General features: G+C 71.2%; 25 protein-coding genes. 19 read left to right on the plus strand and 6 right to left on the minus strand.

The genetic code is table 11. The features are described from left to right. Positions 1-184 precede the first annotated feature (184 nt). Positions 185-952, minus strand: coding sequence for a peptidoglycan recognition protein (locus tag SY2F82_RS01210; RefSeq protein ID WP_374707108.1), 768 nt, complete (start codon positions 950-952; stop codon positions 185-187). A 328-nt stretch (positions 953-1,280) separates the two neighbouring features. Between SY2F82_RS01210 and SY2F82_RS01215 the strand changes: the two genes are divergently transcribed. Next, complete coding sequence (locus tag SY2F82_RS01215; RefSeq protein ID WP_200417029.1) at positions 1,281-2,465, plus strand: MarP family serine protease; 1,185 nt, start codon at positions 1,281-1,283, stop codon at positions 2,463-2,465. Positions 2,466-2,475: 10 nt separating this feature from the next. Here the strand turns inward: SY2F82_RS01215 and SY2F82_RS01220 are convergent, their stop codons facing one another. Beyond that, positions 2,476-2,964, minus strand: coding sequence for a GNAT family N-acetyltransferase (locus SY2F82_RS01220; protein WP_200417030.1), 489 nt, complete (start codon positions 2,962-2,964; stop codon positions 2,476-2,478). A 71-nt stretch (positions 2,965-3,035) separates the two neighbouring features. Here SY2F82_RS01220 and SY2F82_RS01225 point away from each other — a divergent pair, with 71 nt between their 5' ends. After that, positions 3,036-3,938 (plus strand): TIGR01777 family oxidoreductase, encoded by a 903-nt coding sequence (locus SY2F82_RS01225; RefSeq protein WP_200417031.1) that lies wholly within the window; start codon positions 3,036-3,038, stop codon positions 3,936-3,938. Between the two features lie 188 nt (positions 3,939-4,126). Then, positions 4,127-5,497: an NAD(P)/FAD-dependent oxidoreductase gene (locus SY2F82_RS01230; protein WP_200417032.1), complete on the plus strand. Its 1,371-nt coding sequence runs from the start codon at positions 4,127-4,129 to the stop codon at positions 5,495-5,497. A gap of 13 nt (positions 5,498-5,510) precedes the next feature. Here SY2F82_RS01230 and SY2F82_RS01235 read toward each other — a convergent pair whose 3' ends face one another. Beyond that, on the minus strand, positions 5,511-6,986 hold the full coding sequence (locus tag SY2F82_RS01235; protein WP_200417033.1) for a regulator: 1,476 nt from the start codon (positions 6,984-6,986) through the stop codon (positions 5,511-5,513). 231 nt (positions 6,987-7,217) lie between these two features. Here SY2F82_RS01235 and lipB point away from each other — a divergent pair, with 231 nt between their 5' ends. The 4 genes from lipB to SY2F82_RS01255 all read left to right on the plus strand — a co-directional run bounded on the left by lipB (position 7,218) and on the right by SY2F82_RS01255 (position 10,678). Beyond that, positions 7,218-8,015 (plus strand): lipoyl(octanoyl) transferase LipB, encoded by a 798-nt coding sequence (gene lipB, locus SY2F82_RS01240; RefSeq protein ID WP_200417034.1) that lies wholly within the window; start codon positions 7,218-7,220, stop codon positions 8,013-8,015. A 296-nt stretch (positions 8,016-8,311) separates the two neighbouring features. Then, on the plus strand, positions 8,312-9,301 hold the full coding sequence (gene lipA / locus SY2F82_RS01245) for a lipoyl synthase (protein WP_200417035.1): 990 nt from the start codon (positions 8,312-8,314) through the stop codon (positions 9,299-9,301). A gap of 278 nt (positions 9,302-9,579) precedes the next feature. Beyond that, complete coding sequence (locus SY2F82_RS01250; RefSeq protein WP_200417036.1) at positions 9,580-9,777, plus strand: hypothetical protein; 198 nt, start codon at positions 9,580-9,582, stop codon at positions 9,775-9,777. 199 nt (positions 9,778-9,976) lie between these two features. Beyond that, complete coding sequence (locus SY2F82_RS01255; RefSeq protein WP_200417037.1) at positions 9,977-10,678, plus strand: DUF4191 domain-containing protein; 702 nt, start codon at positions 9,977-9,979, stop codon at positions 10,676-10,678. 104 nt (positions 10,679-10,782) lie between these two features. Here the strand turns inward: SY2F82_RS01255 and SY2F82_RS01260 are convergent, their stop codons facing one another. Continuing rightward, positions 10,783-11,250 (minus strand): RDD family protein, encoded by a 468-nt coding sequence (locus tag SY2F82_RS01260; RefSeq protein WP_200417038.1) that lies wholly within the window; start codon positions 11,248-11,250, stop codon positions 10,783-10,785. Between the two features lie 198 nt (positions 11,251-11,448). On the opposite strand from SY2F82_RS01260, the gene glnA reads away from it, so the two are divergent. The 3 genes from glnA to SY2F82_RS01275 all read left to right on the plus strand — a co-directional run bounded on the left by glnA (position 11,449) and on the right by SY2F82_RS01275 (position 14,583). Beyond that, a complete protein-coding gene (gene glnA, locus SY2F82_RS01265) occupies positions 11,449-12,858 on the plus strand; it encodes a type I glutamate--ammonia ligase (protein ID WP_103843613.1) in 1,410 nt (469 codons plus the stop codon). A 210-nt stretch (positions 12,859-13,068) separates the two neighbouring features. Next, positions 13,069-13,992, plus strand: a complete 924-nt coding sequence (htpX, locus tag SY2F82_RS01270) for a zinc metalloprotease HtpX (RefSeq protein ID WP_200417756.1) — start codon at positions 13,069-13,071, stop codon at positions 13,990-13,992. A 6-nt stretch (positions 13,993-13,998) separates the two neighbouring features. Next, on the plus strand, positions 13,999-14,583 hold the full coding sequence (locus SY2F82_RS01275; protein ID WP_200417039.1) for a hypothetical protein: 585 nt from the start codon (positions 13,999-14,001) through the stop codon (positions 14,581-14,583). A gap of 22 nt (positions 14,584-14,605) precedes the next feature. On the opposite strand, the gene SY2F82_RS01280 is transcribed toward SY2F82_RS01275, so the two are convergent. Further along, on the minus strand, positions 14,606-14,869 hold the full coding sequence (locus SY2F82_RS01280; RefSeq protein WP_200417040.1) for a hypothetical protein: 264 nt from the start codon (positions 14,867-14,869) through the stop codon (positions 14,606-14,608). 142 nt (positions 14,870-15,011) lie between these two features. Here SY2F82_RS01280 and SY2F82_RS01285 point away from each other — a divergent pair, with 142 nt between their 5' ends. After that, on the plus strand, positions 15,012-16,223 hold the full coding sequence (locus SY2F82_RS01285; protein WP_200417041.1) for a winged helix DNA-binding domain-containing protein: 1,212 nt from the start codon (positions 15,012-15,014) through the stop codon (positions 16,221-16,223). A gap of 103 nt (positions 16,224-16,326) precedes the next feature. On the opposite strand, the gene SY2F82_RS01290 is transcribed toward SY2F82_RS01285, so the two are convergent. Further along, entirely contained in the window at positions 16,327-16,635 is a 309-nt protein-coding gene (locus SY2F82_RS01290; RefSeq protein ID WP_200417042.1) for a hypothetical protein, read from the minus strand. 164 nt (positions 16,636-16,799) lie between these two features. On the opposite strand from SY2F82_RS01290, the gene SY2F82_RS01295 reads away from it, so the two are divergent. The 8 genes from SY2F82_RS01295 (at position 16,800) to SY2F82_RS01330 (ending at position 25,440) form a co-directional block, all read left to right on the plus strand. Beyond that, positions 16,800-17,159 carry an arsenate reductase family protein gene (locus tag SY2F82_RS01295; protein WP_200417043.1) on the plus strand — a complete coding sequence of 120 codons (360 nt, stop codon included), beginning with the start codon at positions 16,800-16,802 and terminating at the stop codon, positions 17,157-17,159. A 136-nt stretch (positions 17,160-17,295) separates the two neighbouring features. Beyond that, the gene (locus SY2F82_RS01300; RefSeq protein ID WP_200417044.1) at positions 17,296-18,000 is read left to right on the plus strand and encodes a hypothetical protein; all 705 of its coding nucleotides are present in this window, start codon (positions 17,296-17,298) and stop codon (positions 17,998-18,000) included. Between the two features lie 669 nt (positions 18,001-18,669). Next, complete coding sequence (gene glnII / locus SY2F82_RS01305) at positions 18,670-19,698, plus strand: glutamine synthetase (RefSeq protein WP_103843623.1); 1,029 nt, start codon at positions 18,670-18,672, stop codon at positions 19,696-19,698. 382 nt (positions 19,699-20,080) lie between these two features. Next, entirely contained in the window at positions 20,081-20,662 is a 582-nt protein-coding gene (locus tag SY2F82_RS01310; protein ID WP_200417045.1) for a winged helix-turn-helix domain-containing protein, read from the plus strand. 60 nt (positions 20,663-20,722) lie between these two features. Beyond that, entirely contained in the window at positions 20,723-21,745 is a 1,023-nt protein-coding gene (locus tag SY2F82_RS01315; protein WP_200417046.1) for an SDR family oxidoreductase, read from the plus strand. Between the two features lie 51 nt (positions 21,746-21,796). Continuing rightward, a complete protein-coding gene (locus SY2F82_RS01320; RefSeq protein ID WP_200417047.1) occupies positions 21,797-23,065 on the plus strand; it encodes a sensor histidine kinase in 1,269 nt (422 codons plus the stop codon). Next, positions 23,050-23,703: a response regulator transcription factor gene (locus SY2F82_RS01325; protein WP_200417048.1), complete on the plus strand. Its 654-nt coding sequence runs from the start codon at positions 23,050-23,052 to the stop codon at positions 23,701-23,703. Before SY2F82_RS01320 ends, SY2F82_RS01325 begins: the two co-directional genes overlap by 16 nt. Before the next feature lie 210 nt (positions 23,704-23,913). Then, positions 23,914-25,440, plus strand: a complete 1,527-nt coding sequence (locus SY2F82_RS01330) for a DUF1996 domain-containing protein (protein ID WP_200417049.1) — start codon at positions 23,914-23,916, stop codon at positions 25,438-25,440. Positions 25,441-25,500 lie beyond the last annotated feature (60 nt).

A 25,500-nucleotide genomic window follows, 5' to 3' on the forward strand; every position in this document is an offset into this window, starting at 1 on the left:
GGGGTGCGGCGCCCGGCCCGGGGGCGCCGCGTGGTGGAGCGGCGCCTTGGTGGCCTGGTCGAGGGCGGACGCCGTGGTCGCGGCCGGGCCGAGGACGACCGCCGCGACCGCGCAGAGCACCGTCCACGGGTTGCGCGCGGCCCCCGCCCAGGTGCGAAGCGGGGCACGGGGCCATGACGGGCCCTCATTTCCTGCCCTGGAGGTGGGCCGCCTTCTGTCTGATCGACGGGAGCATGGCGGTGAGGGCCGCGCCGGGGCAGTTGGTCATGTAGCCGTCGTTGTGGCCGGCGAGGGCGGGCAGGAGGGCGGTCTTGCCCTCCTGGTACCGGCTCTGGCCGTTGCTGGAGACCAGCTTGACCTTGCCGCGCGGGTCGACGTCCGCGAGGCCCAGCTTCCATGCGGCCAGGGCGGCGATCGCGTCGGTCATCGCCCGGGGCACGGACACGCCCTGGGAGAAGGTGCCGATGGCGGCGATGCCCGTGGTGCGGTGGTTGAAGCCCTGGGTGTGGGCACCGGTGACGGGGCGTTCGACGCCGCCCGAACGCCCCTCGTAGATCGTGCCGCAGCGGTCGACCAGGAAGTTGTAGCCGATGTCGTCCCAGCGGCGGTTGCCGATCTGGCCCGCGTACAGCGCGCGGATGATGCGGGGTGTGTCGGCGCAGTCGTACCGGTTGGGCGAGGCGGTGTGGTGCACGAAGACGGCGACGACCTTGTCGTCGTAGCGCGGCGCCGGCCGGCTCCCGGCGCCTTCCTCCGGCTGCGCCCAGGCGGACCGCGGCAGGATGCGCGGCCTGGGTGCCGTGTGCAGGACGGCGGAGCGGGCGCCGACCGGCCGCGGGCGCCGTACCTCGACCGGGCTTTCGGCTCTCAACGTCCCGATCAGCAGCGCGGCGCCGGCGGTGAGTCCGGGCGTACAGCCGACCAGCAGCAGGACGACGCCCGAGATCCGCACCGAACGGAGCGAACGGAGCGGGCGTCTTCTCCTGCCCCTTCGTGCTCTTCGGAAGACACGCATGGACCCACTGTCCATCCCCTCCGTCGCGTCCGCGATGTGTGGTGTGCCACCCGGTGGAACCATCGTCCGGGTCCAGGACGTTTTCACCAGTGCGCGTCGCGCGGGCCGCCCGGGCGACCACACGCCGGCCGGCGGTCCGGAGGTTGTCCCCCGGGTGGTGCAGCGCAGGTCGGCGCGCAGAGCCGATTTCCGCGCGCCGCGTGCGTGGGGCTGATCATCGGGACCCCGCCGCGCGTACTAAGGGGTCCAAGAGAAAGGCGGCTTCGTGGACCTGCTCGACATCCTTCTGATGCTGGTCGTCCTGGCCTACGCGGCGTCCGGCTACCGGCGCGGACTGGTGGCCGGCTGTGTCTCCCTGGCCGGTTTCGTGGGCGGTGCCGTCGTCGGCGTGTGGGTCCTGCCCTGGGTGATGCAACTGGTGACGCGGGGGACGACCGCGGCCACGGTGACGGCGGTGTTCACGGTCCTGGTCCCGGCGGCGATCGGCCACGAGCTGGCGGGCCGGCTCGCGCTGAAGCTGCGGCGCGAGCTGGACCACGGGCCGCTCAGGGTGGCCGACGGGATCGGCGGGGCGGCAGCCAACTCGCTGTCGGTGCTGATCGTGGCGTGGGTGGCCGCGAGCGTCCTCGGCGCCTCCTCCTCACCGCTGGTCACGGAGGCGATCCGGGACTCACGGCTGCTTGGCGCCGTGCAGGACGTGATGCCGGACACCACCCCCACCTGGTTCTCGCGCGCCACCTCAGCGCTCACCCAGGCCGGCTTCCCACAGGTCTTCAACCCCTTCGAGAACGAGCCGACGGCGGGGGTGGCCAAGCCCTCCGGGGACAACGTCACACCGAGCGCGACGAACGCGGCGAAGCTCAGCACGGTCAAGATCGAGGGCGCCTCGGGCCTCCAGGGCCGCGAGGGCAGCGGCTTCGTGTACGCGGCGCGGCATGTGATGACCAACGCCCACGTGGTGGCCGGCATCGACCACCCGACCGTGCGCATCGGCGGCGTCGGTCCGGCGTACGCCGCCCGGGTGGTGCTCTTCGACCCCGACCGGGACGTGGCCGTGCTGTACGTGCCGGATCTGCGGGCGCCGGTGCTGCGCTTCGACGACGAAGCCAAGCGCGGTGACGCGGCCGTGGTCGCGGGCTATCCGCAGGACGGCGACCTGACGCTGCGGGCCGCCACGGTCGCGAACAAGATCCAGGCGACGGGTCAGAACATCTACAACACGGACACCGTCACGCGGGAGATCTACTCCGTCCGCTCCACGGTCCTGCCGGGCAACTCCGGCGGCCCGCTGCTCACCACCGACGGCGAGGTGTACGGCGTGGTGTTCGCCCGGTCCACCTCCGATCAGGAGACGGGGTACGTCCTGACGGCGGAGGAGGTGGCGGGCGACGCCCAGCGGGCGGCGAACGCCACGGCACCGGTGGACACGGGCGAGCTCGTCACGTCCTGAGCCGTGGGCGTCACAAGGAGCGGCCCATGAACACGTCGTCGACGTACTCGCCCTCGATCAGGAACTCCTCGGGCAGGACGCCCTCCACCACGAAGCCCTCGGACTCGTAGAGCCCCCGGGCGGGGGTGTTGTGGCCGAGGACGCGCAGGGTGATGCGGCGGGCGCCGCGGCGGCGGGCCTCGTCCTGGGCGGCCCGGAGCAACGCCCGGCCGACGCCGGCGCCGCGCGCCTCCTCGGCGACGGCCAGGCCCTGGATCTGCCGGACGTGGGAGTTGCACGCGAGCGAGGTCGGGAACCCGAGCCGGATGTAGCCGACGAGGGCGCCGCCGAGTTCCGCGACGAGGTGGTCCCGCGGCCCGAACCGCTCGTTGTAGAAGGGCTTGTACGGCGGCTGGGGGCGGGGCTGGACGGCGTGCAGCGGGGACCAGGTCTCCCGGTCGAGCCGGCCGAGCGCGTCCTCGTCGTCGGGGAGGGCGAGCCGTATGTACGCAGCGGGCATGAAGGTCACTGTACGGCGGGGTAGGCATGTCCTGACCGGGGTTTTAGGCGGCGACGGGCAGGATGGATTTCATGGAACTTTCAAGGATCGCCGTGGCCGGTGCGTCCGGTCTCATCGGCAGTGCCCTGGTCCGGTCACTGGTGGCGGAGGGGCACGAGGTGGTGCGCCTGGTGCGTCGCGCCGCCCGGGACGAGGACGAGGTCTGCTGGGATCCGGAGGGGAGTTACGTCGACACGGCCGGGCTGGCCGGGTGCGACGCGGTGGTCAACCTCGCCGGGGCCGGTGTCGGCGACCACCGCTGGACCGACGCGTACAAGAAGACGCTGCGGGACAGCAGGGTGCTCGGTACGTCGGCGCTCGCGGAGGCCGTCGCCTCCCTGCCCGAACCGCCGCGCGTGCTGGTGAACGCGAGCGCGATCGGCTACTACGGCGAGACCGGGGACCGGGTGGTCGACGAGGAGGCCCCGCCCGGGGACGGCTTCCTGTCCCGGATGTGCGTGGAGTGGGAGGAGGCGACGGATCCCGCCCGGGAGGCGGGCGTGCGGACGGTGTTCCTGCGCACGGGACTGGTGGTGGCGCGTGAAGGCGGCGCCTGGGGCCGGCTGTTCCCCCTCTTCCGGGCGGGGCTCGGCGGGCGCATGGGAGACGGGGACCAGTACTGGTCGTTCATCTCGCTGTACGACGAGGTGGCGGCGATCCGTCATCTCCTGGGCGCCGACGGGCTGTCCGGGCCGTTCAATCTGACGGCTCCGGAGCCGCTGACGAACCGTGAGATCACGGCGGCGATGGGGCGGGTGCTGCACCGGCCGACGCTCTTCTCGGTGCCCGCGCCCGCACTGCGGCTCGCGCTCGGCGAGATGGCCGGGGACGTGCTCGGCAGCGCACGGGTGGTGCCCAAGCGGCTGCTGGAGTCGGGGTTCTCGTTCACGTTCCCCGGGATCGAGGACGCGCTGCGGGACGCGCTCCGGCGGTGACCGGACGGCACACCGGCGGACGAAACCTTTCGCGTTCGACCATATGCGACCGCTGTGCGACCGTGCTCTGTTGATGCGCGACTTCACTTGACCGTGCGTGGCCCTACCCTCGAGCAGAACTCGGGTATTCCTGAAGCCGGTCGCGGGCATGACGTCTTCGCCGACCGCGCAACCTCGAGGAGGGGCACGTGTTGAAGCCCGTGTATCAGGCGGACGTCGTCATCGTGGGGGCCGGGGTGGCGGGCCTCGCGGCGGCCCACCGGCTGACCAGCGCAGGAGTGAGTACCACCGTCCTGGAGGCCGCCCATGGTGTGGGCGGCCGGATGTCGACCGAGAAGGTCGACGGCTTCCGGCTCGACCGCGTCGGACAGCTCCTGTCCACGTCGTATCCCGAACTGGGCCTGACTCCCGGGCTCGACGCGCTCGTACTGCGGCCCTTCGCGCCGGGCGTCCTGGTGCACAGCGGCGGCCGCCACCGGCGCGCGGGCGCTCTCCCGATGGCAGGGGGCGCACGGGGAGCGCTCAACGCCGTTCGCGCTCTCGCCGGTGCGCCCCGCTCGGGGATCGGAACGGCCGGCGTGCGGGTCGTCCGGCCCAGGGCGGCGGGATCTCCTGCCCCGCTCGGCGGTGCCGTGGACCAGGCGCGGCTGAACGCGGCACTGGCCCGGATGGCCGTGACCCCCGTGGAACGGCTGCTGGCGCGGCCCGAGTCGACCGCCGGGCGCGCGCTCGCGGCCCGGGGGATGCCCGCCCGTACGGTCGAGGGCTTTCTGCGTCCGCTGCTCGCCGCGCTGTTGTGCGACCCGGAGCTCGGCATGTCGAGCCGCGCCGCCGACCTGGCGCTGCGCGCCTTCGCGAGCGGCCGGCTGTGCCTGCCGGAGGGCGGCGCCGAGGTGCTGCCCGAACTGCTGGCGCAGGCGCTGCCGCCGGGCACGGTGCACACGGGCGTGCGCGCCACCTCGATCTCCACCACTTCGGTCACCACCGCCGAGCACGGCGAATTCCGCTGCCGCGCCGTGCTGTTGGCCACCGATGCGCATGCCGCCGCCGAGTTGCTGCCCGGGCTGCACGTACCCGAGTTCCACCCCGTCACGGTCGTCCACCACACCATGGACGAGCCGCCGCCGACCGGCGCGTCGCTGCTGCTCGACGCGGACCGCGGCGGTCCGGTGGCGCACACGGCGGTGGTCAGCCTGGTGGACCCGTCCCGGGCGCCCGCGGGCCGGCCCCTGGTCTCCTCCACCGTCCTCGGCGCGCCGCCAAAGGACATCGACGGCGCCGTACGCGCCCATCTGACCCGGCTGTACGGCACCTCGACCACGCGCTGGGAGACGCTCGCCGTGCACCACACCGCGCGGGCCGTCCCGGTGATGCGACCTCCGCACGACGTACGCCGGCCGGTGCGGCTGCTGGCCGGTCTGTATGTGTGCGGCGACCACCGGGACACGGGCACGGTGCAGGGGGCACTGCACTCGGGCCACCGGGCCGCCTCCGCGGTCCTGGCGGACCTGGGCACGGCTCCGACCAAGCTGGCGGACCCGCTGCCGACGGCGGCCTGAGCGGCCCCCGGGGTCAGTGCAGGGCGGCGACCTTGTCGCGGTAGCCGCGCACGGGGGCGGCGTCCTTGTACGGCTCCAGGCGGCGCTCGAAGTCCCGTACGTACTCCGTCGCCCGGACCGACCGCATCTCCGCCGCCTGCCCCGCGGCCTCGGCTGCGAGCTGGCACGCCTGGTCCAGCTCGCCCAGGCCGAGCCGGGCCGTGGCCAGCACGACCCGGCAGAACAGCCGGCTGCGGGCGTAGCCGGGCGCGCGCAGCTGCAGCGAGCGCTCGGCGTGCTGGATGGCGGCCCGGTACTGCTGGAGGTCCCGGTGGCAGTGCCCGAACTCGTCGGCGAGCTGCGCCTCGTCGAAGAACCGCGCCCAGTACGGGGCCTCGTCGCCGGGCCGGGCGGACTCCAGCGCACGCTCGGCCCGTACGAGGGAGGACGTACAGGCGCGCACCTCGCCGAGCACGCCGTGCCCGCGCGCCTCCACGGCGTGCAGCAGCGCCTGCACGACGGGCGGCGCCGAGGTGCCGACACCCTGCTGTGCCACGCGCGCGAGCTGCACGGCCTCGCGGCCGTGGCCGAGGTAGACGGCCTGGCGGCTCATCGTGACCAGCACGTACGCCCCGTACATCCGGTCCCCGGCGGCCTGGGCGAGCCGGAGCGCCTGGACGAAGTAGCGCTGGGCGAGGCCGTGCGCGCCGATGTCGTACGACGTCCAGCCGGCGAGCCGGGTCAGATCGGCGGCGGCCGCGAACAGCCGGCGGCCGGTCTGCTCGCCGTAGGTTCCGCGGAGCATCGGCTCGGCCTCGTGCTCCAGGTAGCGCACGAGGGCCTGGCGGGCGTGGCCGCCGCCGTAGGCGTTGTCGAGGGCGCGGAACAGCTCGCCGACCGAGCGGAGGGCGGCGATGTCTCCGCCGGTGACCCTCTGGCCGGGGCCGCGCTCGGACTGGCCGCGCGGCCGGGACGGGGGTCCCCCCTGTTCGAGCGGAGTCGAGAACTTGGGGGAGGCGGGGCGGCCCTGGGCGGGGACGCGGGGGGCGCTCTCGCATCGGGCGACCTTGTCGTCCGGGCGCCCGATCAGCCAGTCCCGGCTGGGGACGACGAGCCCGGCCGGCGTGAACGCGATCTTCCGGAGCTCGGCGTGGCTGCCGGAGTCCTTGCGCCACAGGCCGCTGACGATGTCGACCGCCTCCTCCGGGGTGGCGGCGAACTCCAGCCCCGCGTACACCGGGGCGCAGGCGTCGAGCCCGAGATCCTGGGCGGTGAGCCGGCGTCCGAGCCTGCGGGTGAACACCTCTGCGATCAGCGCCGGGGTGGTGCCGCGCGGCTGCTGCCCGCGCAGCCAGCGCGTCACGGACGTCTTGTCGTATCTCAGATCCAGCCCGTGTTCGAGGCCCAGCTGGTCGACGCGACGGGCGAGACCTGCGTTGGAGAACCCCGCTTCTGCGATGAGCGCGGCGAGCTGTCGGTTGGGGGTGCGCTGCGCGGGTCGTTCCGTCATCTGCGGTGCGGTCTCCATATCGCCTGTGAGCTGCCCTTATGGCCTCGTGAACGGCGTGAATGTAGCGGAGAGTGAGCAGACGATCGCACATTTCCCTCACCATTCATCCGATCGTGTGAGGATTGAGCGGTCGGGCTGACGAACGACCGGGCAGCACCTCTCCCCCGGGCCGGACGTACAGTGGCGTGGGCGCGTTTCGCGCCTTACGAGGCTTCTAGGGAGGCGCTTGCCGTGAGTGAGTTGCGGTTCGTCCGTATGGGGTTCGGGACCGATGCCGTCGACTACCAGAAGGCATGGGACGAGCAGCGCCGGGTGCACGCCGCCCGCTTCGCGGACGAGATCCCGGACACCTGCCTGCTCCTGGAGCACCCCCCGGTCTACACGGCGGGCCGGCGCACGGCACCGGAGGAGCGGCCCCTGGACGGCACGCCGGTCATCGACGTGGACCGCGGCGGCAAGATCACCTGGCACGGCCCGGGCCAGCTGGTGGGCTACCCGATCCAGAAGCTCCCGCGCCCGGTGGACGTGGTGGCCCACGTACGGCGCCTGGAGGAGGCCCTGATCCGCACGTGTGCGGAGTTCGGCCTGGAGACGACGCGGGTGGAGGGCCGGAGCGGGGTGTGGGTCCTCGGGGACCCGGTCGACCAGCGCCCCTCCCTGGGCGGTCTCTCCCTGGACTTCGACCCGCGCCTGCACGACGAGGAGTTCGACCCGCGGCTGAACGGCCCGGAGTACGCGCCGTCCAACGCGGGGCAGCGGCGGGAGGACCGCAAGATCGCGGCGATCGGGATCCGCGTCGCCAAGGGGGTCACGATGCACGGCTTCGCGCTGAACGTGAACCCGGACAACGCGTGGTTCGACAAGATCATCCCGTGCGGGATCCGGGACGCGGGTGTCACGTCCCTGGCGAACGAGCTGGGCCGGGACGTGACGATCGAGGAGGTGCTGCCGGTGGTGGAGCGGCACCTGCGGGACGTGCTGGAGAACGCGGACCTGAAGCCGCGGGAGGTCGAGCGGGCCTCGGCGTGAGGGCGCGCCCGGGCGTGTTTCGCCCCCGCCGCCCCTACCCGTCCCGTCCTCCAGGGGCTCCGCCCCTGAACCCCGCCGGGGGCTCCGCCCCCGCACCCCCGCTCCTCAAACGCCGGAGGGGCTGAATTTCAGCAGCCCCAGGTACGGGACGGGTAGGGGCGGCGGGGGGCGGGACAAACCCCGCGCACCCGGCAGGGAATGCGCCCCAAGGCCCCCAGGTTGGCCTCAACACGGGGGCAGACAACCACGGGCGTACCCTGGTGTACGCCGAAGAATCGAAGCTACAGGGAGCCGACGTGTCCGCAGTCGCACCCGACGGACGCAAGATGCTGCGCCTGGAGGTCCGCAACAGCCAGACCCCCATCGAGCGCAAGCCCGAGTGGATCAAGACCCGGGCGAAAATGGGTCCCGAGTACACGAAGATGCAGAACCTCGTGAAGAGCGAGGGCCTGCACACGGTCTGCCAGGAAGCCGGCTGCCCGAACATCTACGAGTGCTGGGAGGACCGCGAGGCCACCTTCCTCATCGGCGGCGACCAGTGCACCCGCCGCTGCGACTTCTGCCAGATCGACACCGGCAAGCCCGAGGCACTCGACCGCGACGAACCGCGCCGCGTCGGTGAGTCCGTGGTCACCATGGACCTGAACTACGCCACCATCACCGGCGTCGCCCGCGACGACCTGGAGGACGGCGGCGCCTGGCTGTACGCCGAGACCGTGCGGCAGATCCACCGGCAGACGGCGGACCGCGAGGGCGGCCGTACGAAGGTCGAGCTCCTCGCCCCCGACTTCAACGCGGTCCCGGAGCAGCTCGAGGAGGTCTTCTCCTCGCGCCCCGAGGTCTTCGCCCACAACATCGAGACCGTGCCGCGGATCTTCAAGCGCATCCGCCCCGGTTTCCGCTACGAGCGCTCCCTCAAGGTGATCACCGCGGCCCGCGACTTTGGGCTGGTGACGAAGTCGAACCTGATCCTCGGCATGGGCGAGACCCGCGAGGAGGTCAGCGAGGCCCTGCGCCACCTGCACGACGCCGGCTGCGAACTGGTCACCATCACCCAGTACCTGCGCCCGAGCGTCCGCCACCACCCCGTGGAGCGCTGGGTGAAGCCGCAGGAGTTCGTGGAGCTGAAGGAGGAGGCCGAGCAGATCGGTTTCTCCGGCGTCATGTCCGGTCCGCTCGTGCGCTCCTCGTACCGCGCCGGGCGGCTTTACCGGATGGCCGTCGAGCAGCGTCAGGCGGATGCACCGCGGCAGGGCGGCACATACGTCGCCGCACAGGCCGTCTGACCCGGCCGTCACCCTGATGGTGGCACCCCGTGCCAGTTCCCGTGTGTGAATCCGCACACAAGCGGCTACCGTCGGGTAGTGGCCGATTGACGCGGTCCCGACCGTCCCCGCAGCTAGCGGGCACCGCCGGGGCCGCGTTCGGGTTTTCGCGCTGCGCAGCAAGGCTTCATTGGCGTTTGACCGGTCGGTCACGTCCTGGTAACACCGAACAGTGAGCCTGGCTTTACACCCGGTAGCACCCAGGCCACGACCCGCCGACCCGAGGGGGGACCTCCACCATGCAGGCCGCACCCGTACGTGCCAACGCGATCCCGTCGTTCACCGATGCACTCCGTGCCATCGAGTCGCTGCTCATGAGCAGCGGCCAGCGGACCGCCCGTCGCAACGCCTGGAACTCCGTCCTGGAGGACCGCCGCCGCGCCAAGGACCGCGTCGAGGCCGAGCGCGTCCTCGAGGCCGCGGCGTCCCGCTCGTAACAGCCGGTCCAGGCCGCGGCGTCCCGCTCGTAACAGCCGGTCCAGGCCGCGGCGCCATGCCGGCAACGGCCACGCGGTCCCGCTGACGACCGCCACGCGGCGCCTCCCCGGCGCACCGGAGCGTCCCCACCGCTCCGCACCCGCTCCCACCCCCGCACCGCCGTCGTAGCCGCTTCCCGGGCCACGTAGACTGCGTGGCATGGCGAGGAAGGAAACTGCAGCGGACGCTGCGAACGCCGGGCGACTGAAGCAGATCGCCCTGACCTACAAGATGACCCGCAAGGCCGATCCGAAGATCGGTCTTGTACTCGCGGCTGTCGGAATCATCACCTTCGGTGTCTTCCTCGCGATCGGCTTCTTGATCGGCCACCCCATCTATCTCGGCATTCTGGGCCTCCTGCTCGCCTTCCTCGCGATGGCGATCGTCTTCGGACGCCGGGCCGAGCGCGCCGCCTTCGGCCAGATGGAGGGCCAGCCGGGCGCAGCAGCGGCGGTCCTGGACAACATCGGCCGCGGCTGGACCACCACCCCGGCGGTCGCGATGAACCGCAACCAGGACGTGGTGCACCGCGCGGTCGGCAAGGCCGGCATCGTTCTGGTCGCCGAGGGCAACCCGAACCGGGTCAAGAGCCTGCTCGCCGCCGAGAAGAAGAAGATGGCGCGCATCGTCGCGGACGTGCCGGTCCATGACATCGTCGTGGGCACGGGCGAGGGTCAGGTCGAGCTGAAGAAGCTGCGCACGACGATGCTGAAGTTCCCGCGGGTCCTCACCGGTCCCCAGGTGACCGCCACGAACGACCGGCTGCGGGCCCTCGGTGATCTGATGAGCAACATGCCGCTGCCGAAGGGGCCCCTGCCGAAGGGGATGCGGATGCCACGAGGCGGCCCGAAGGGCCGATGAGCCGACAAGCCGAGATCGCGTCGATCGGCCGTCCTGAGACGTCATGTCCCGGACGGCCGATCGGCGTTTTCGGGCCCGGAAGAACCTCGGCCCCGGCAGAAACCTCAGGTCCTGACCTCGACCGTCCCCGCCATCCGGTCGTGCAGCCCCCTGCCGTCCCGGTCCCAGACCAGCGGCGGAACGGCCAGGCACAGCAGGAGCGTGCGGAGCACCGCGCGCAGGGGCGAGACCCGGCCCGTGCCCAGGGCGACCACCCGCAGCCCGAAAAGGCGCTTGCCGGGGGTGAAGCCGACCGTGCCGACCGTGAGGATGCCGAGCAGGAAGAAGACGAGCAGCGCCCAGTTGCTCGTGGCCGGCTCATAGCCATGGGTGATCAAACCGTATGCGATCAAGACGCACAGGCCCCAGTCGACGGCGAGGGCGCCGAGGCGGCGGCCCGGGCGGGCGATCGAGCCCGGCCCCTGCTCCGGCAGACCGAGCTGCTCCCCGCGGTATCCGAGGTCCGCCCCGGCTTCTTCCACGGCCGCGCGGGGACCGGACAGCCACGATCCGATTGCTTGCCTGTTGTCCACCCGTCCACGGTATCGCTCCCGATTTGGCTGGCCGGGGGGCGGGGTCACTCGGGCGGGAGCTGGTTAACCTGGGAGAAACAAATGGGTCACGCCTGAGAAACCGCCCGTCCCTATGGTCGGCTGCAGCGTGTGCCACCGCACTGGCCGCACGAACGAACTACCACCCCGGCACGGACGGTCGGGAGTAGGAGGAGCTGGATGTTCCAGAACGCCGACGAGGCCAAGAAGTTCATCGCGGACGAGGACGTCAAGTTCATCGACGTCCGCTTCTGCGACCTGCCGGGCGTGATGCAGCACTTCACGGTGCCGGTTGAGGCGTTCGACCCGGACGACGAGCTCGCCTTCGACGGATCCTCGATCCGTGGCTTCCAGGCCATTCACGAGTCCGACATGGCGCTGCGCGCCGACCTGTCGACCGCACGCGTCGACCCGTTCCGCCGGGACAAGACGCTCAACATCAACTTCTTCATCCACGACCCGATCACGGGCGAGCAGTACTCCCGTGACCCGCGGAACGTGGCGAAGAAGGCCGAGGCCTACCTCGCCTCCACCGGGATCGCCGACACGGCGTACTTCGGTCCCGAGGCCGAGTTCTACGTCTTCGACAGCGTGCGCTTCGCCACCAGCGCGAACGAGTCCTTCTACCACATCGACTCCGAGGCGGGTGCCTGGAACACCGGCGCCCTCGAGGACAACCGTGGTTACAAGGTCCGCTACAAGGGCGGCTACTTCCCGGTCCCGCCGGTCGACCACTTCGCCGACCTGCGCGCCGAGATCTCCCTGGAGCTGGAGAAGGCCGGCCTGAAGGTCGAGCGCCAGCACCACGAGGTGGGCACCGCCGGCCAGGCCGAGATCAACTACAAGTTCAACACGCTGCTCGCCGCCGCGGACGACCTGCAGCTGTTCAAGTACATCGTGAAGAACGTGGCCTGGCGCAACGGCAAGACCGCGACCTTCATGCCGAAGCCGATCTTCGGTGACAACGGCTCGGGCATGCACGTGCACCAGTCCCTGTGGAGCAACGGCGACCCGCTGTTCTACGACGAGGCCGGTTACGCGGGCCTGTCGGACACCGCCCGCTACTACATCGGCGGCATCCTCAAGCACGCCCCGTCGCTGCTGGCCTTCACCAACCCGACGGTGAACTCGTACCACCGCCTGGTGCCGGGCTTCGAGGCCCCGGTGAACCTGGTGTACTCGCAGCGCAACCGCTCCGCCGCGATGCGCATCCCGATCACCGGCTCGAACCCGAAGGCCAAGCGCGTCGAGTTCCGCGCCCCGGACTCCTCCGGCAACCCGTACCTGGCCTTCTCGGCGCTGCTGCTGGCCGGCCTGGACGGCATCAAGAACAAGATCGAGCCGGCCGAGCCGATCGACAAGGACCTGTACGAGCTGGCTCCCGAGGAGCACGCGAACGTCCCGCAGGTCCCGACCTCGCTGTCGGCCGTCCTCGACTCGCTCGAGGCCGACCACGAGTTCCTCCTCCAGGGCGACGTCTTCACGTCCGACCTGATCGAGACGTGGATCGACTTCAAGCGCACCAACGAGATCGCCCCGCTCCAGCTGCGTCCGCACCCGCACGAGTTCGAGCTCTACTTCGACGTGTGAGCCGGCCGCTGCCGCAGCAGTGACACGGAGCCCCGTCCCCGCCCCCGGGTGGAGACGGGGCTCCGTCGTTCCCGCGGGACCTCCCGGAGCGTTTCCACAGCCACTCTTTGCCTGCCATGGAGCCGTTCGGAACCGGTTCATGGTTCGGGTTGGGCGCACAATGGGGGTGGGACGAGTGCCTTACTACGGGGTACTGCGGGGTGATGCATGATGCGGAGCCGGTTCCAGAGCGATCGGCGGCTGACCGTCCGGATGACGGTCACGCTGTTTCTGCTCGGATTGCTGTACGTGGCGTTCGTCGCCGCGTTGATCGCGTTGCTGAAGTCCTGGGTGCTGGTCGTCGTGATCGCGGCGGCGGCACTGGGCGCGCAGTACTGGTTCTCGGACCGGATCGCGCTGTACGCCATGCACGGGCGGATCGTGGAGCGTGAGGAATATCCGCAGCTGCACGGTGTGGTGGACCGGCTGTGCGCCGTGGCCGACATGCCGAAGCCGCTCGTCGCCGTCTCCGATCTGGACATGCCGAACGCGTTCGCGACCGGCCGCAACCCCGATCACGCCGTGCTGTGCGTGACCACCGGGCTGCTCAGGCGGCTGGAGCCCGAGGAGCTGGAGGGCGTGCTCGCGCACGAGCTGTCGCACGTGGCGCACAAGGACGTCGCCGTCATCACCGTGGCCTCGTTCCTCGGGGTGATCGCCGGGCTGGTGGTCCGGTTCGCGTTCTACTCGGAGCTGTTCGGCGGGCGGGGCCGCAAGGACCAGAACACCATCGCCGTCTTCGGTGCCGTCATGGGGATCTCGGCGCTCGTCTACGCGATCAGCTTCCTGCTGATCCGGGCCCTGTCCCGGTACCGGGAGCTGGCCGCGGACCGCGCCGCCGCGCACCTGACCGGGCGGCCGTCGGCGCTGGCGTCCGCGCTGACCAAGGTCACCGGGGACATCGCCCGCATCCCGACGCAGGACCTGCGGACGGCCCAGGCCTTCAACGCCTTCTACTTCACCCCCGCCTTCGGTTCCGACCCGGGCATCTCGCGTCTGTTCTCCACGCACCCGACGCTGGAGCAACGGCTCGAGCAGCTCGCCCGTATCTCCGCGGAGCTCGGCGAGGCGGCGGCGCCGGGAAAGGCGGGCTGAGCGCCGATGGGGCTCCTGGACATCCTGCTCGGCCGTACGAAGCCGGTGGCACCCGACCTCGACCAGCTGTTCGCCCTGCCGTCGGCGGCGATCACGCTCGAGGCCGCCGCGGGGTTCACCCCGACGGGGACCGGCGCGGTCTGCTTCGCCACGGTGGAGGGTGGCGCCTTCACCCAGGCAAACCGGGAGGTCCAGGCGCTCCTGGACGCCGACACCGACCGCACCGGGCCACCCGTCGAGCTGCAACGGGACGACTACGGCTACTCGTGGCTGGTCTCCCGCCGCACCCCCGACCAGCTGTCCGCCCTGGTCAACGATCTGCACGCGGTGAACAGCGCGATGGAGGTCAACGGCTTCGGACCGCAGCTGCTGTGCTCGGTGGCCGGCTTCCAGGACACGGGCGGGCGCCGGCTCGGGCTGGTCTATCTGTACAAGCGAGGCACCTTCTATCCGTTCGCGCCGCTCGCCGGACAGGGCGAGCGGCGCGACAACGCGCTGGAGCTGCAGATCAAGGCTGCCCTCGGGAACGATCTGCGGATCGAGCAGGACCTCGGACGGTGGTTCCCCCTCTGGGGCGCACCCGGCCTGTGACGCCTGCTCCTCCTCGCGCTTCCTACTTGCCGCCCTCCTGGCGGCGGGCCTCGAAGGGGCGCTCGCGGCGGTAGCGGCGCTCCCACTTGGCCTGCTGGTCACGGCGCGCGCGGTACTCCTGGTAGCTGGCCGCCGAGGTCGGGGCGCCTCCGGTGCCCGCGGTGGACGAGCCGCGACCGTACCGCACGTACAGGACGAACAGCGCTATGGCGGCGAGCCACCAGATGTGGTTGCCGAATCCGAAGAGGACGAGGACGACGGTTCCGGCAAGGATGATGGTGCCCATGACGCCCTCCTTCGCTTGGGTGAGTGGTTGTGCCACGGGGATTCGACGGGGTGCCGGGGATCGGTGACCCCATCGGATGCGTGTCCAGCGTAGGGAGGCGGTCACTGCGGGTGCATCTGCTTTTCGATCCGAGGGAGACGGCATGGGCGACGGAGGACGGCACATCGGGACGGTGGAGCGGCGGGCCCGGCTCGCGGTGCGGCACCGGCTGGGTGCCCGGTCGCGGGCGGTGACGCCCGAGGAGGTCGCCGGGTCGCTGGTCGCGCTGCACGGCACGGATCCGGCCACGGTGTACCTCGCCGTCGGGGCGCGCCTCGCGGACGCGGACAAGACCGTGGCGGAGGTCGAGCGGGCGCTGTACGAGGACCGGACGCTGGTGCGGATGCACGGCATGCGGCACACCGTGTTCGTGTTCCCGACCGAACTCGCCGCCGTGGTGCACGCGTCGACCGGCCTGGTGAACGCGGCGAAGGCCCGCGCCGCGCTGGTCAAGGACATGGTGTCCGGAAGCGGTGGCCGGCTGACGGCTCAGTGGCTCGCGGAGGTCGAGGCGTCGGCGCTGGCCGCTCTGGCCCGGCGCGGTCAGGCGACCGTCAGCGAACTCACCAGGGACGAGCCTCGGTTGAAGGAGCAGTACACCTATGGCGCGGGCAGGAGCTACGAGGCCCCGCACACCGTGTCGTCACAGCTGATGCGCGTCCTCGGTGTCGAGGGCCGGGTCGTCCGGGGGCGCCCGCTGGGTGCGTGGACGTCGTCGCAGTTCCGTTGGGCCGTCGCCCCGCCCCACCCCGAACTCCCGCCCGAAGAGGCCCAGCGGGAGCTGCTGCGACGCTGGCTGGAGGCCTGCGGGCCGGCCACGGAGGGGGACCTGAAGTGGTGGACCGGGTGGAGGGTCACGGAGGTGCGCCGGGCGCTGACGGCGATCGGGGCGGTACCGGTGACGCTGGACGGCGGGGCGACGGGGTACGTGACGCCGGGCGACGAGGAACCGCTGCCGGCCGTCGAACCGTGGGCGGCCCTGCTCCCGGGCCTGGACCCGACGGCGATGGGCTGGCAGGACCGTGACTGGTGCCTGGCCCCCGAGCTGCGCCCGGCCCTGTTCGACGGCAGCGGCAACGTCGGTCCCACGGTGTGGTGGGACGGCCGGGTGGTCGGGGGGTGGGCTCAGCGGGCCGACGGTGAGGTGGTGTGGCGTGTGCTGGACGCGGAGGGGTTGGGCCGGGAGGCGTACGAGGCGATCGAACGGGAGGCGGCCCGTCTGGGGTCGTGGCTGGCCGGCACCCGGGTGACTCCGCGCTTCCGGACACCGCTGGAGAAGGAGCTGTCCAACCGGACCGGCCCGTCCGGCAAGTGAGGACGAGGCGGTTCAGGCCGACCGGGGTTCTGGGGCGGAGCCACCGGGGACGGCCGGCCCCGACGCCGGGTGCCCATATGCGAGAGGGCACCCGGCGTCACGCTCAACGGCTGTAGCGCATCAGCGCCCGCACCATGTGGCACGTCGTGTCCGACGGCGGCCGTATCCCGACCCGCTCCGCCGTGCTCCGTATCGTCTCGTTGTGCGCCTGGTTCGGTACGTACACGCCGGAGTCGAGCAGGGCGATGGCGAGGCGCATCGCCTTCAGGCGCCGGTTGTGCGTGATGTACCAGTCACGCGGCCGCCCCGGCGGGAGCGGTCGCTTGGCCGTCGGTGCGTACGGCAGGTCCATCGGGACCGGTCGCCGCGCCGTCGACCGGGTCGGCTTCGGCTTGGTTGCGGCAGCGGGCACAGGCATCCTCCTGTCGCGGTCAGGGAGGTGCCGGACACCCCGGCGCCTCCCTCGAACACTGCTTCTATTTTACTGCCCCCCACTGACAAAAGCCCCTGGCCACAGGCCATTTGAGCCACGTTGTGACAGGGGTGAGAAGGGGGGTGTCGGCTACCGTGTGAGGCATGGAGATCTGGATCAACCCGGCCTGCTCGAAGTGCCGCAGCGCCCTCACCCTGCTCGACGCCGAGGGCGCCGACTACACCGTGCGCCGCTACCTGGAGGACGTGCCGACTCAGGAGGAGATTCGCGAGGTCCTCGACCGGCTGAACCTCGAACCCTGGGACATCACGCGCACCCAGGAGGCCGACGCCAAGGAACTGGGCATGAAGGAGTGGCCGCGGGACGCCGCGTCGCGCGACCGCTGGGTGCGTGCGCTCGCCGAGCACCCGCGGCTCATCCAGCGGCCGATCATCACCGCGGACGACGGTACGGCCGTGGTCGGGCGTACGGAGGAGGCCGTACGGGACGCCCTGTCCCGCTGACGCCGACTCCCCTGTGACCTACGTTACTTCGCTGACTCCTGTAAACCGCTGAGTAACTCCGTTCGGTATCTCGTACATAGCGGCGTACCTATCGCATCCGGTCGCCGGTGACGGCGGCCGGGGACAGGAGGCGCGCATGTCGCGTAGGAGGACCCTCAGTCCCAAGAAGAAGATCGCGCTGGCGGTCACCGCCGTCGCCGTGGCCGGCAGTGGGGCCTTCGCCCTCGCCGCCACCTCGAACGCGGCGAACGTGCAGAACGCGTCGACCTCGACGGTCTGTCAGGGCCTGGCCACCGCGCTCGGCAACAACGAGTCGTTCATCGCGGCGCAGAAGGCCAACCCGGACGCCCAGTCGGCGGCGCGGATCGCCAACCGCGAGGCCGTGGTCGCCGAGATCAAGCGGAAGCAGGAGGCGTCCGGCTGCCAGGTCGGGGAGTCGATCCAGGCGGGTGGATCGGGATCGGCGCAGTCCGGCGGCGCCGCGCAGGCCGGGGGGTCGGCTCAGGACCCCCAGGCCTCGCAGGCCGCCACCACCGCGCCTGCCACGACCGCACCCGCGGACAACACGGGAGGCGCCGGCACCGCTGCTTCAGGCCAGCAGGTCTGCAAGGGCTCCACGGTGACGCTCTCCGGTGAGGGCGGCGCCCCGGCCGCGTCCAGCAACCAGTTCCCGGCGGGGACGACCCTGAAGGTCACCAACCTGGACAACAACAAGTCCACGACGGTGAAGGTCACCTCCGTCTCCGGCAGTTGTGTGCTCCTCAACAACGCCGCCTTCGAACAGGTCCGCGAACCCGGCAAGTTCCTGATCCGCCGCGCCCTGATCGAGAAGGTGGGGTGAGGCCGGCGCTCCGGTAACTCCAGGAGGCGGCACGTCACGGGGCACGGTCCCGCTGTTCGCGGCCACGAGCAGCAGGACCGGCACGCGGGGCGAGCGCAGCGCGGCGGCGCTCGGACGCGGACCCGTGACCGGTTTCCGGGTCGGGAAGCCGACGGTCGCCTCCTGGAGCCGCGTCCGCTCCGCATGGAGCGGGCCCGAGGTCGGCCACCGTACAGGGGGCGGTGGCCGGCCTCACGTGTGCTGGGCCGAGGCTCGGCTACGGGGCCGATGACGTACTCGCCCGAGGTCGGTGGCGTACTCGCCCGAGGTCGGTGACGTACGCGCCCGAGGTCGGTGACGTACGCGCTCCCGAGGTCGGTGACGTACGCGCCCGAGGTCGGTGACGTACGCGCCCGAGGTCGGTGGCGTACTTGCCTGAGGTCGGTGGCGTACGCGCCGGGGGTCGATGGCGTGCGTGCCGGAAGGGGACGGACCGGTCACCGAGTGAATCCCGGCACGGGAGCCCCCGGTAACACGGGGTTCACACCAGAGCAATGGCCGGGAAATCGCCTGTTGACATGCTGCCGGGCATCACCCGGCGCCCCACTGCCGCAGCGCCGCGCACCCGCACGACCTCTGCGACTGCACTGTCGACCACGCAGTCGAGACCACCCCCGAAGGATGTGGCCCATGGCCTTCAAGGCTGAGTACATCTGGATCGACGGCACCCAGCCGACCGCCAAGCTCCGTTCCAAGACGAAGATCCTGGCCGACGACGCCAAGGGCAAGGAGCTTCCGATCTGGGGCTTCGACGGGTCGTCCACGAACCAGGCCGAGGGCCACTCCTCGGACTGCGTGCTCAAGCCGGTCTTCTCCTGTCCCGACCCGATCCGCGGCGGCGACGACGTCCTGGTGCTGTGCGAGGTCCTCGACACGGACATGACCCCGCACCCGTCCAACACCCGTGCCGCACTGGCCGAGGTGGCCGAGAAGTTCGCCGCCCAGGAGCCGATCTTCGGTATCGAGCAGGAGTACACCTTCTTCGACGGCTCGCGTCCGCTCGGCTTCCCGGAGGGCGGCTTCCCGGCCCCGCAGGGCGGCTACTACTGCGGTGTCGGCGCCGACGAGATCTTCGGCCGTGAGGTCGTCGAGGCGCACCTGGACAACTGCCTGAAGGCGGGCCTCGGCATCTCCGGCATCAATGCCGAGGTCATGCCCGGCCAGTGGGAGTTCCAGGTCGGCCCGCTCTCCCCGCTCGAGGTCGCCGACCAGCTCTGGGTGGCCCGCTGGCTGCTGTACCGCACCGCCGAGGACTTCGGCATCTCCGCGACCCTGGACCCGAAGCCGGTCAAGGGCGACTGGAACGGTGCCGGTGCGCACACCAACTTCTCGACCAAGGCGATGCGCGAGGGCTACGACGCCATCATCACCGCGTGCGAGGCACTCGGTGAGGGCTCCAAGCCGCTCGACCACGTCAAGAACTACGGCGTCGGCGTCGAGGACCGCCTCACCGGTCTGCACGAGACCGCCCCGTGGAACGAGTACTCGTACGGCGTCTCCAACCGCGGCGCCTCGGTCCGCATCCCGTGGCAGGTCGAGAAGGACGGCAAGGGCTACATCGAGGACCGCCGTCCGAACGCCAACGTGGACCCGTACCTGGTGACCCGGCTCATCGTCGACACCTGCTGCACGGCGCTGGAGAAGGCCGGCCAGGTCTGATCGGCTCCACACAGCTCCCGGAAGGGGCGCCCGCCGTGGTGGCGGGCGCCCCTTCCGCGCTTCGGGGGTGCGTGGGCACGCCGGGAAAAAGAGCGTCCAAGCAGTGAGAGGAGGCTCCTGTCACGGGCGTGTGTCTGCTTCAATGAGAACCATGGCCAGCTTCCAGAAGTTCAGTGCGACGGGTCGCCGTGACCTCGAGCCCTTCTGGCCTTCCCGTCAGCACCACGACTTCGACCGGGTGTGTTGTCGCGCGAACACCGCGCGGGCCCTGTAGAGCCGTACACCCGGCAGCCGTACCGGCACAGCCGTCCTTCCGGCCTTCGGCCAGCGCGCACGACGTACGTCCCCCGACGAACTCCTCGCGCGAAAGAGCTGACCTCTCATGGCGACCACTCGTTCTCTCTCCACCGCCGCCCTCACCACCGCCACCCAGCCGAACGGCTCCGCACGGCACCGGCTGCGTGCCGTCGACCGGGACGAGGCCGTCGACGTGGCCGACTTCCTGCCGCCGGGCGCCACCTGGCTGCCGGCGCCCCCGCACACGCTGCCGAGCCTGCCGGGCCGCCCGCCGATGATCGGCTACCTGGTACTCGTCCCGGCCGACCAGCAGTCCCCGTTCCCGCCCGTCGCGGTGCCCGACCAGCCGGACACGGGACAAGCCGTGGGCGCGGACCCGCTCGTCCGCGTCGACACCGGCCGGCGCACCGCCGAGGTGGACGGGCGGCCGCTCGACCTGACCTATCTGGAGTTCGAGCTGCTCGCCCACCTGGTGACGCACCCGCACCGGGTGCACACCCGGGACCAGCTGGTGACCACGGTGTGGGGCTACGGCCATGTGGGCGACGGGCGCACCGTCGACGTCCACATCGCCCGGCTGCGGCGCAAGCTGGGCGCCGAGCACCGCGACACCATCCGGACGGTGCGGCGCGTGGGCTACAAGTACGTGCCGCCGACGGGCCGTTGACCCTCTGCTGACGGCAGATTCCCGTTCCCTCCGGCAGCCCGACCGGGCAGAGTCACCGGCATGAGGCTTCTGGTACTGGGTGGTACGGAGTTCGCGGGACGGGCCGTCGTGGAGGCGGCCCTCGGACGCGGCTGGGACGTGACCGTCTTCAACCGGGGGACGCACCGACCCCCGGCCGGTGTGCGGTCGTCGCAGGGCGACCGCACTGCGCCCGAAGGGCTCGCCGCCCTGGCGGAAGGCGAGTGGGACGCCGTCGTCGACACCTGGTCGGCGGCGCCCCGGGCCGTGCACGAGGCGGCGCGGCTGCTGCGGGGCCGCGCCGGGCGGTACGTGTACGTGTCGAGCTGCTCGGTGTACGCCTGGCCCGCGCCGGCGGGGTACGACGAGAGTGCCCCGCTGGTCGAGGGCGCCGAGCCCGACGCCGGCAAGACCGACTACGCGCGCGACAAGCGGGGCGCCGAGATCGCCGCCGTCGAGGCCTTCGGCGCGGACCGCTCCGTGCTCGTACGGGCCGGGCTGATCCTCGGCCCGTACGAGAACGTCGGCCGGCTGCCGTGGTGGCTGACCCGTATCGCCCGCGGCGGGCCGGTCCTGGCGCCGGGGCCGCGGGAGCTGCCCCTGCAGTACGTCGACGTGCGCGACATGGCCGAGTGGATCCTGGGATCGGTGGAGCAGGAGCTCAGCGGGCCGTACAACATGATCAGCGCGCAGGGGCACGCCACCATGGGCGAGCTGCTCGACGCGTGCGTGGACGTGACCGGTGCGGCGGCGGAACTGCGCTGGACCGGGCCGGAGGCGATCCTCGACGCGGGTATCGAGCCGTGGACGCAGCTGCCGGTGTGGGTCCCGCCGGGCAGCGACATGCACGACTCCCTGCACTCCGCGGACGTCTCGCGGGCGCTGGCGACGGGCCTGAGCTGCCGTCCCGTCGGGGAGACCGTCGCCGACACCTGGGCGTGGCTGCGGGACATCGGCGGCACGGCGCCGATGCGTCCGGACCGCACCTCGAAGGGGCTCGACCCGGAGGTGGAGGCGAGGGTGCTCGCGGGCCTGTCCGGGGGTGTACCCGGCACCACCCCCTGACGGGGGGCTCGACCCCGTGACCTCGCCGCCCTCCCCGGCGAGACTGCTGCCATGAACACCAACACGAAGAGCGGCTCTCTTCCCACGAGGGCCCGGGCCGTCGCACTGGCGGCGGGGCGGGGGTTCGTGCTGGCCCTGGTGATCCTTCCGGGTGCGGTTCTGTGCTCCACGCTGGCCCTCGTGTCCATCTCGCTCATCCCGATCGGCGTCGGGCTGGTCACCACACCGTGGGTGCTGACGCAGGTGCGGGCGTTCGCCGACTGGCGGCGGGTGCTCGCGGCGAAGTGGGGCGGAGTGCAGATCCCCTCGGCGTACCGGCCGGTCCCGGAGGACGCCAACCCCTGGACGCGGACGTACGCGATGCTCGGCGACCCGGCGACCTGGCGGGACCTGCGGTGGTTGCAGGTGGACATGACGGCGGGGTACCTCACCGCGCTGCTGCCGACGGTACTGCTGGTCTACCCGCTGGAGGGGTTCGCGGTCGCGGCCGGGCTGTGGCGGCCGTTGTCCGAGTACGGCGGGTACTGGTACGGCTTCGTGCACGTCACCGACCAGGCCTCCGCGCTCGGCGCCGGTGCTCTGGCCGCCGTCCTCCTCGCCCTCACCCCGCTGGCACCGCGCCTGCTGGCCGTCCACTTCCGGCTGACCCGGGCCCTACTGGGCGCGAGCCAGGGCGAGTTGGCCGAGCGGGTCCGGGTGCTGACCGAGACCCGCCGGGACGCCGTGGACACCGCCGCGGCCGAGCTGCGCCGGATCGAGCGGGACCTGCATGACGGGGCGCAGGCCCGGCTGGTGGCGATGGGCATGGACCTGGGCACCATCGAGATGCTGCTCGACAAGGACCCGGCGAAGGCCAAGGAACTCCTCGCTCAGGCCCGCCGGTCCTCCGTGGAGGCGCTGGCCGAGCTGCGCGAACTCGTCCGCGGCATCCATCCGCCGGTACTGGCCGAGCGTGGACTGGGCGATGCCGTAAGGGCGTTGGCGTTGCGGCTGCCTCTCGCCACCGAGGTGAACGTGGAGCTGGACGGCCGCGCCGACGCGCCGGTCGAGTCGGCCGCCTACTTCGCGGTCAGCGAGGTCCTCACCAACGCGGTCAAGCACTCCGGCGCCGACCGGATCTGGGTCGACCTGCACCACGGCGAGGGCATGCTGCGCATCTCGGTCACCGACAACGGCAAGGGCGGCGCGGTGGCCGGCGGGGGTTCCGGGCTCTTCGGAGTCGAGCGGCGGCTGGGTACATTCGACGGCGTCCTGGCCGTCAGCAGCCCCGCGGGCGGCCCCACCATGGTCACCATGGAGATCCCGTGCGCGTTGTCCTAGCGGAAGACCTCTTCCTGCTGCGCGACGGACTGGTCCGGCTGCTCGAGGCCCACGGCTTCGAGATCGCCGCCGCCGTCGAGTCCGGTCCCGAGCTCGCCCGCGCGCTGGCCGAACTGACCCCCGACGTCGCCGTGGTGGACGTACGCCTGCCGCCCACGCACACCGACGAGGGCCTGCAGTGCGCGCTGCGGGCCCGCCGGGAGCGGCCCGGGCTACCCGTGCTGGTGCTGTCGCAGCACGTGGAGCAGCTGTACGCGCGGGAGCTGCTCGCCGACGGCACCGGCGGGGTGGGCTATCTGCTCAAGGACCGGGTGTTCGACGCGGAGCAGTTCGTGGACGCCGTACGACGGGTCGCGGCGGGCGGCACCGCGATGGACCCGCAGGTGATCCAGCAGCTGCTGACGCGGTGTGCGGCGGACGACCGGCCGCCGGCGCGGCTGACGCCCCGTGAGCTGGAGGTGCTGGAGCTCATGGCGCAGGGCCGCTCGAACGCGGCGATCGCCGACCGGCTGGTCGTCACCGAGCGGGCGATCGCGAAACACACCTCCAACATCTTCGCGAAACTGGGCCTGGAGGTTTCCGACGACGACAATCGGCGGGTTCTGGCCGTGCTCGCCTATTTGGATCACGGCCGCTGAACCGACTGAATCAAATTCAAAAAGGTGAGCTCTACCCGCCTCAACTCCCGTTGAAACAAGGGCTTCTGCACCTCTTGCACCCGAATTGCCCTCAGGAACTTCCAAGTTTTTCTCCGGTCTCTGAACACCCCACCGGCCTCCTGCGTATGGGATGACGCCGCTTCACCCCTGTCGGGCGCCTCCGCCCCGAAAGGAAGTCAGAGGAGTTCCATGGGACGCAACACGAGAAAACGCCGTACGCCGCTGGCCACCAAGGCCATAGCCGCCTCGGCTGCCCTAGCGCTCGGTGGGGGCGGGTTGCTCTGGGCCAACTATTTCGCCTCGGCCCACGAGACGAACAACCAGGCGTGGGGAGGGAATCAGACCAAGGCCGCCGGCGCGCAGGTGGCGACGATCTCCTGCCCGGACGTCGGTCAGAAGCTGACGAACGTGCCGGCCGCGGCTCGCAACGGCGTGGCCGCGGAGCTCGCGAACCTCGACAGGCAGATCACCGAGGCCTACTCCCGGCTCGCCTCCACGCGCCAGGCCCAGGCGAACGACGCGAGCTTCGTGCAGAACGCGATCGTCGGCCCCCTGAAGGAGAAGCGGGCCGCGACGATCGACCGGATCAGGATCGACATCCAGCGGGTCGGCGGGACGTTCAACCAGTCGCTGTCCCAGCTCGCCGCCTGCACCACGCTCACCGCCAACCAGACGAACGCCGGCCAGACGGGCGGCGGTCAGCAGCAGAACGGCGGCCAGCAGCAGGGCGGTCAGCAGCAGAACGGCGGCCAGCAGCAGAACGGCGGCCAGCAGCAGGGCAACGGCGGCCAGGCCGGAAACGGCCCGGTGGCGGCCGACTTCGTCGACATCACGAAGGTCGCGCCGAACGTCCAGGCCAAGCCGCAAAAGACCGGCAACGCCTCGACGGGTCAGTTCGTCACGCGCTGCGGTGTCAACGCCAACAAGAACCACAACACCGACAACGTGATCGTGGCGCCCGGCGTGGCCAACGGCGCACACCACCTGCACGACTACGTCGGCAACCAGAAGGTCGACGCCTTCTCGAGCAACCAGACGTTCCTCCAGGGCGGCACCAGCTGCCAGAACAAGAACGACCTGTCGTCGTACTACTGGCCGGTCGTCCGCATCCAGGACGGCACGCAGGACTTCGACCAGAACAAGGACGGCGGCGGCAAGGAAGGCAACGTCGGCCGGATCCTGACCCCCGTCCAGGCGGAGATCAAGTACGTCGGCAACCCGAGCAGCAAGGTCGTCGCGATGCCGCAGTTCCTGCGCATCATCACCGGTGACGCCAAGACCACCACCAACGGTCTGGCGAACGCCAACGCGCACTGGAGCTGCACCGGCTTCGAGAACAAGGTCCAGCTGACGACGCAGTACCCGATCTGCCCGCAGGGCAGCAACGTGGTCCGCACGTTCGCCTTCCAGAACTGCTGGGACGGCCAGAACATCGACAGCGCCAACCACCGCACGCACGTGGCCTTCGCCGACCCGGCGAGCGGCGTCTGCGGGAACGGCTTCAAGGCGATCCCGCAGCTGACGATGCGCCTCGTGTACAAGATCAACCCGCCGGTCATCCAGAACGGCCAGGTGAAGAACGCCTACGCGGTGGACGGCTTCCCGGACCAGCTCCACAAGGCGGCCACCGACCACGACGACTTCATCAGCGTCACGACCGGCGGCCTGGCGAACAAGATCGCCAACTGCATCAACTCCGGTCAGAGGTGCCAGTGACCCGACTGGGCCGGTGACCCGACTGAGCCGGTGACCCACTGACGAAGGCCGGTGGCGGGA

Source organism: Streptomyces sp. Y2F8-2, from assembly GCF_014905555.1.
GTDB lineage: Bacteria > Actinomycetota > Actinomycetes > Streptomycetales > Streptomycetaceae > Streptomyces > Streptomyces cynarae.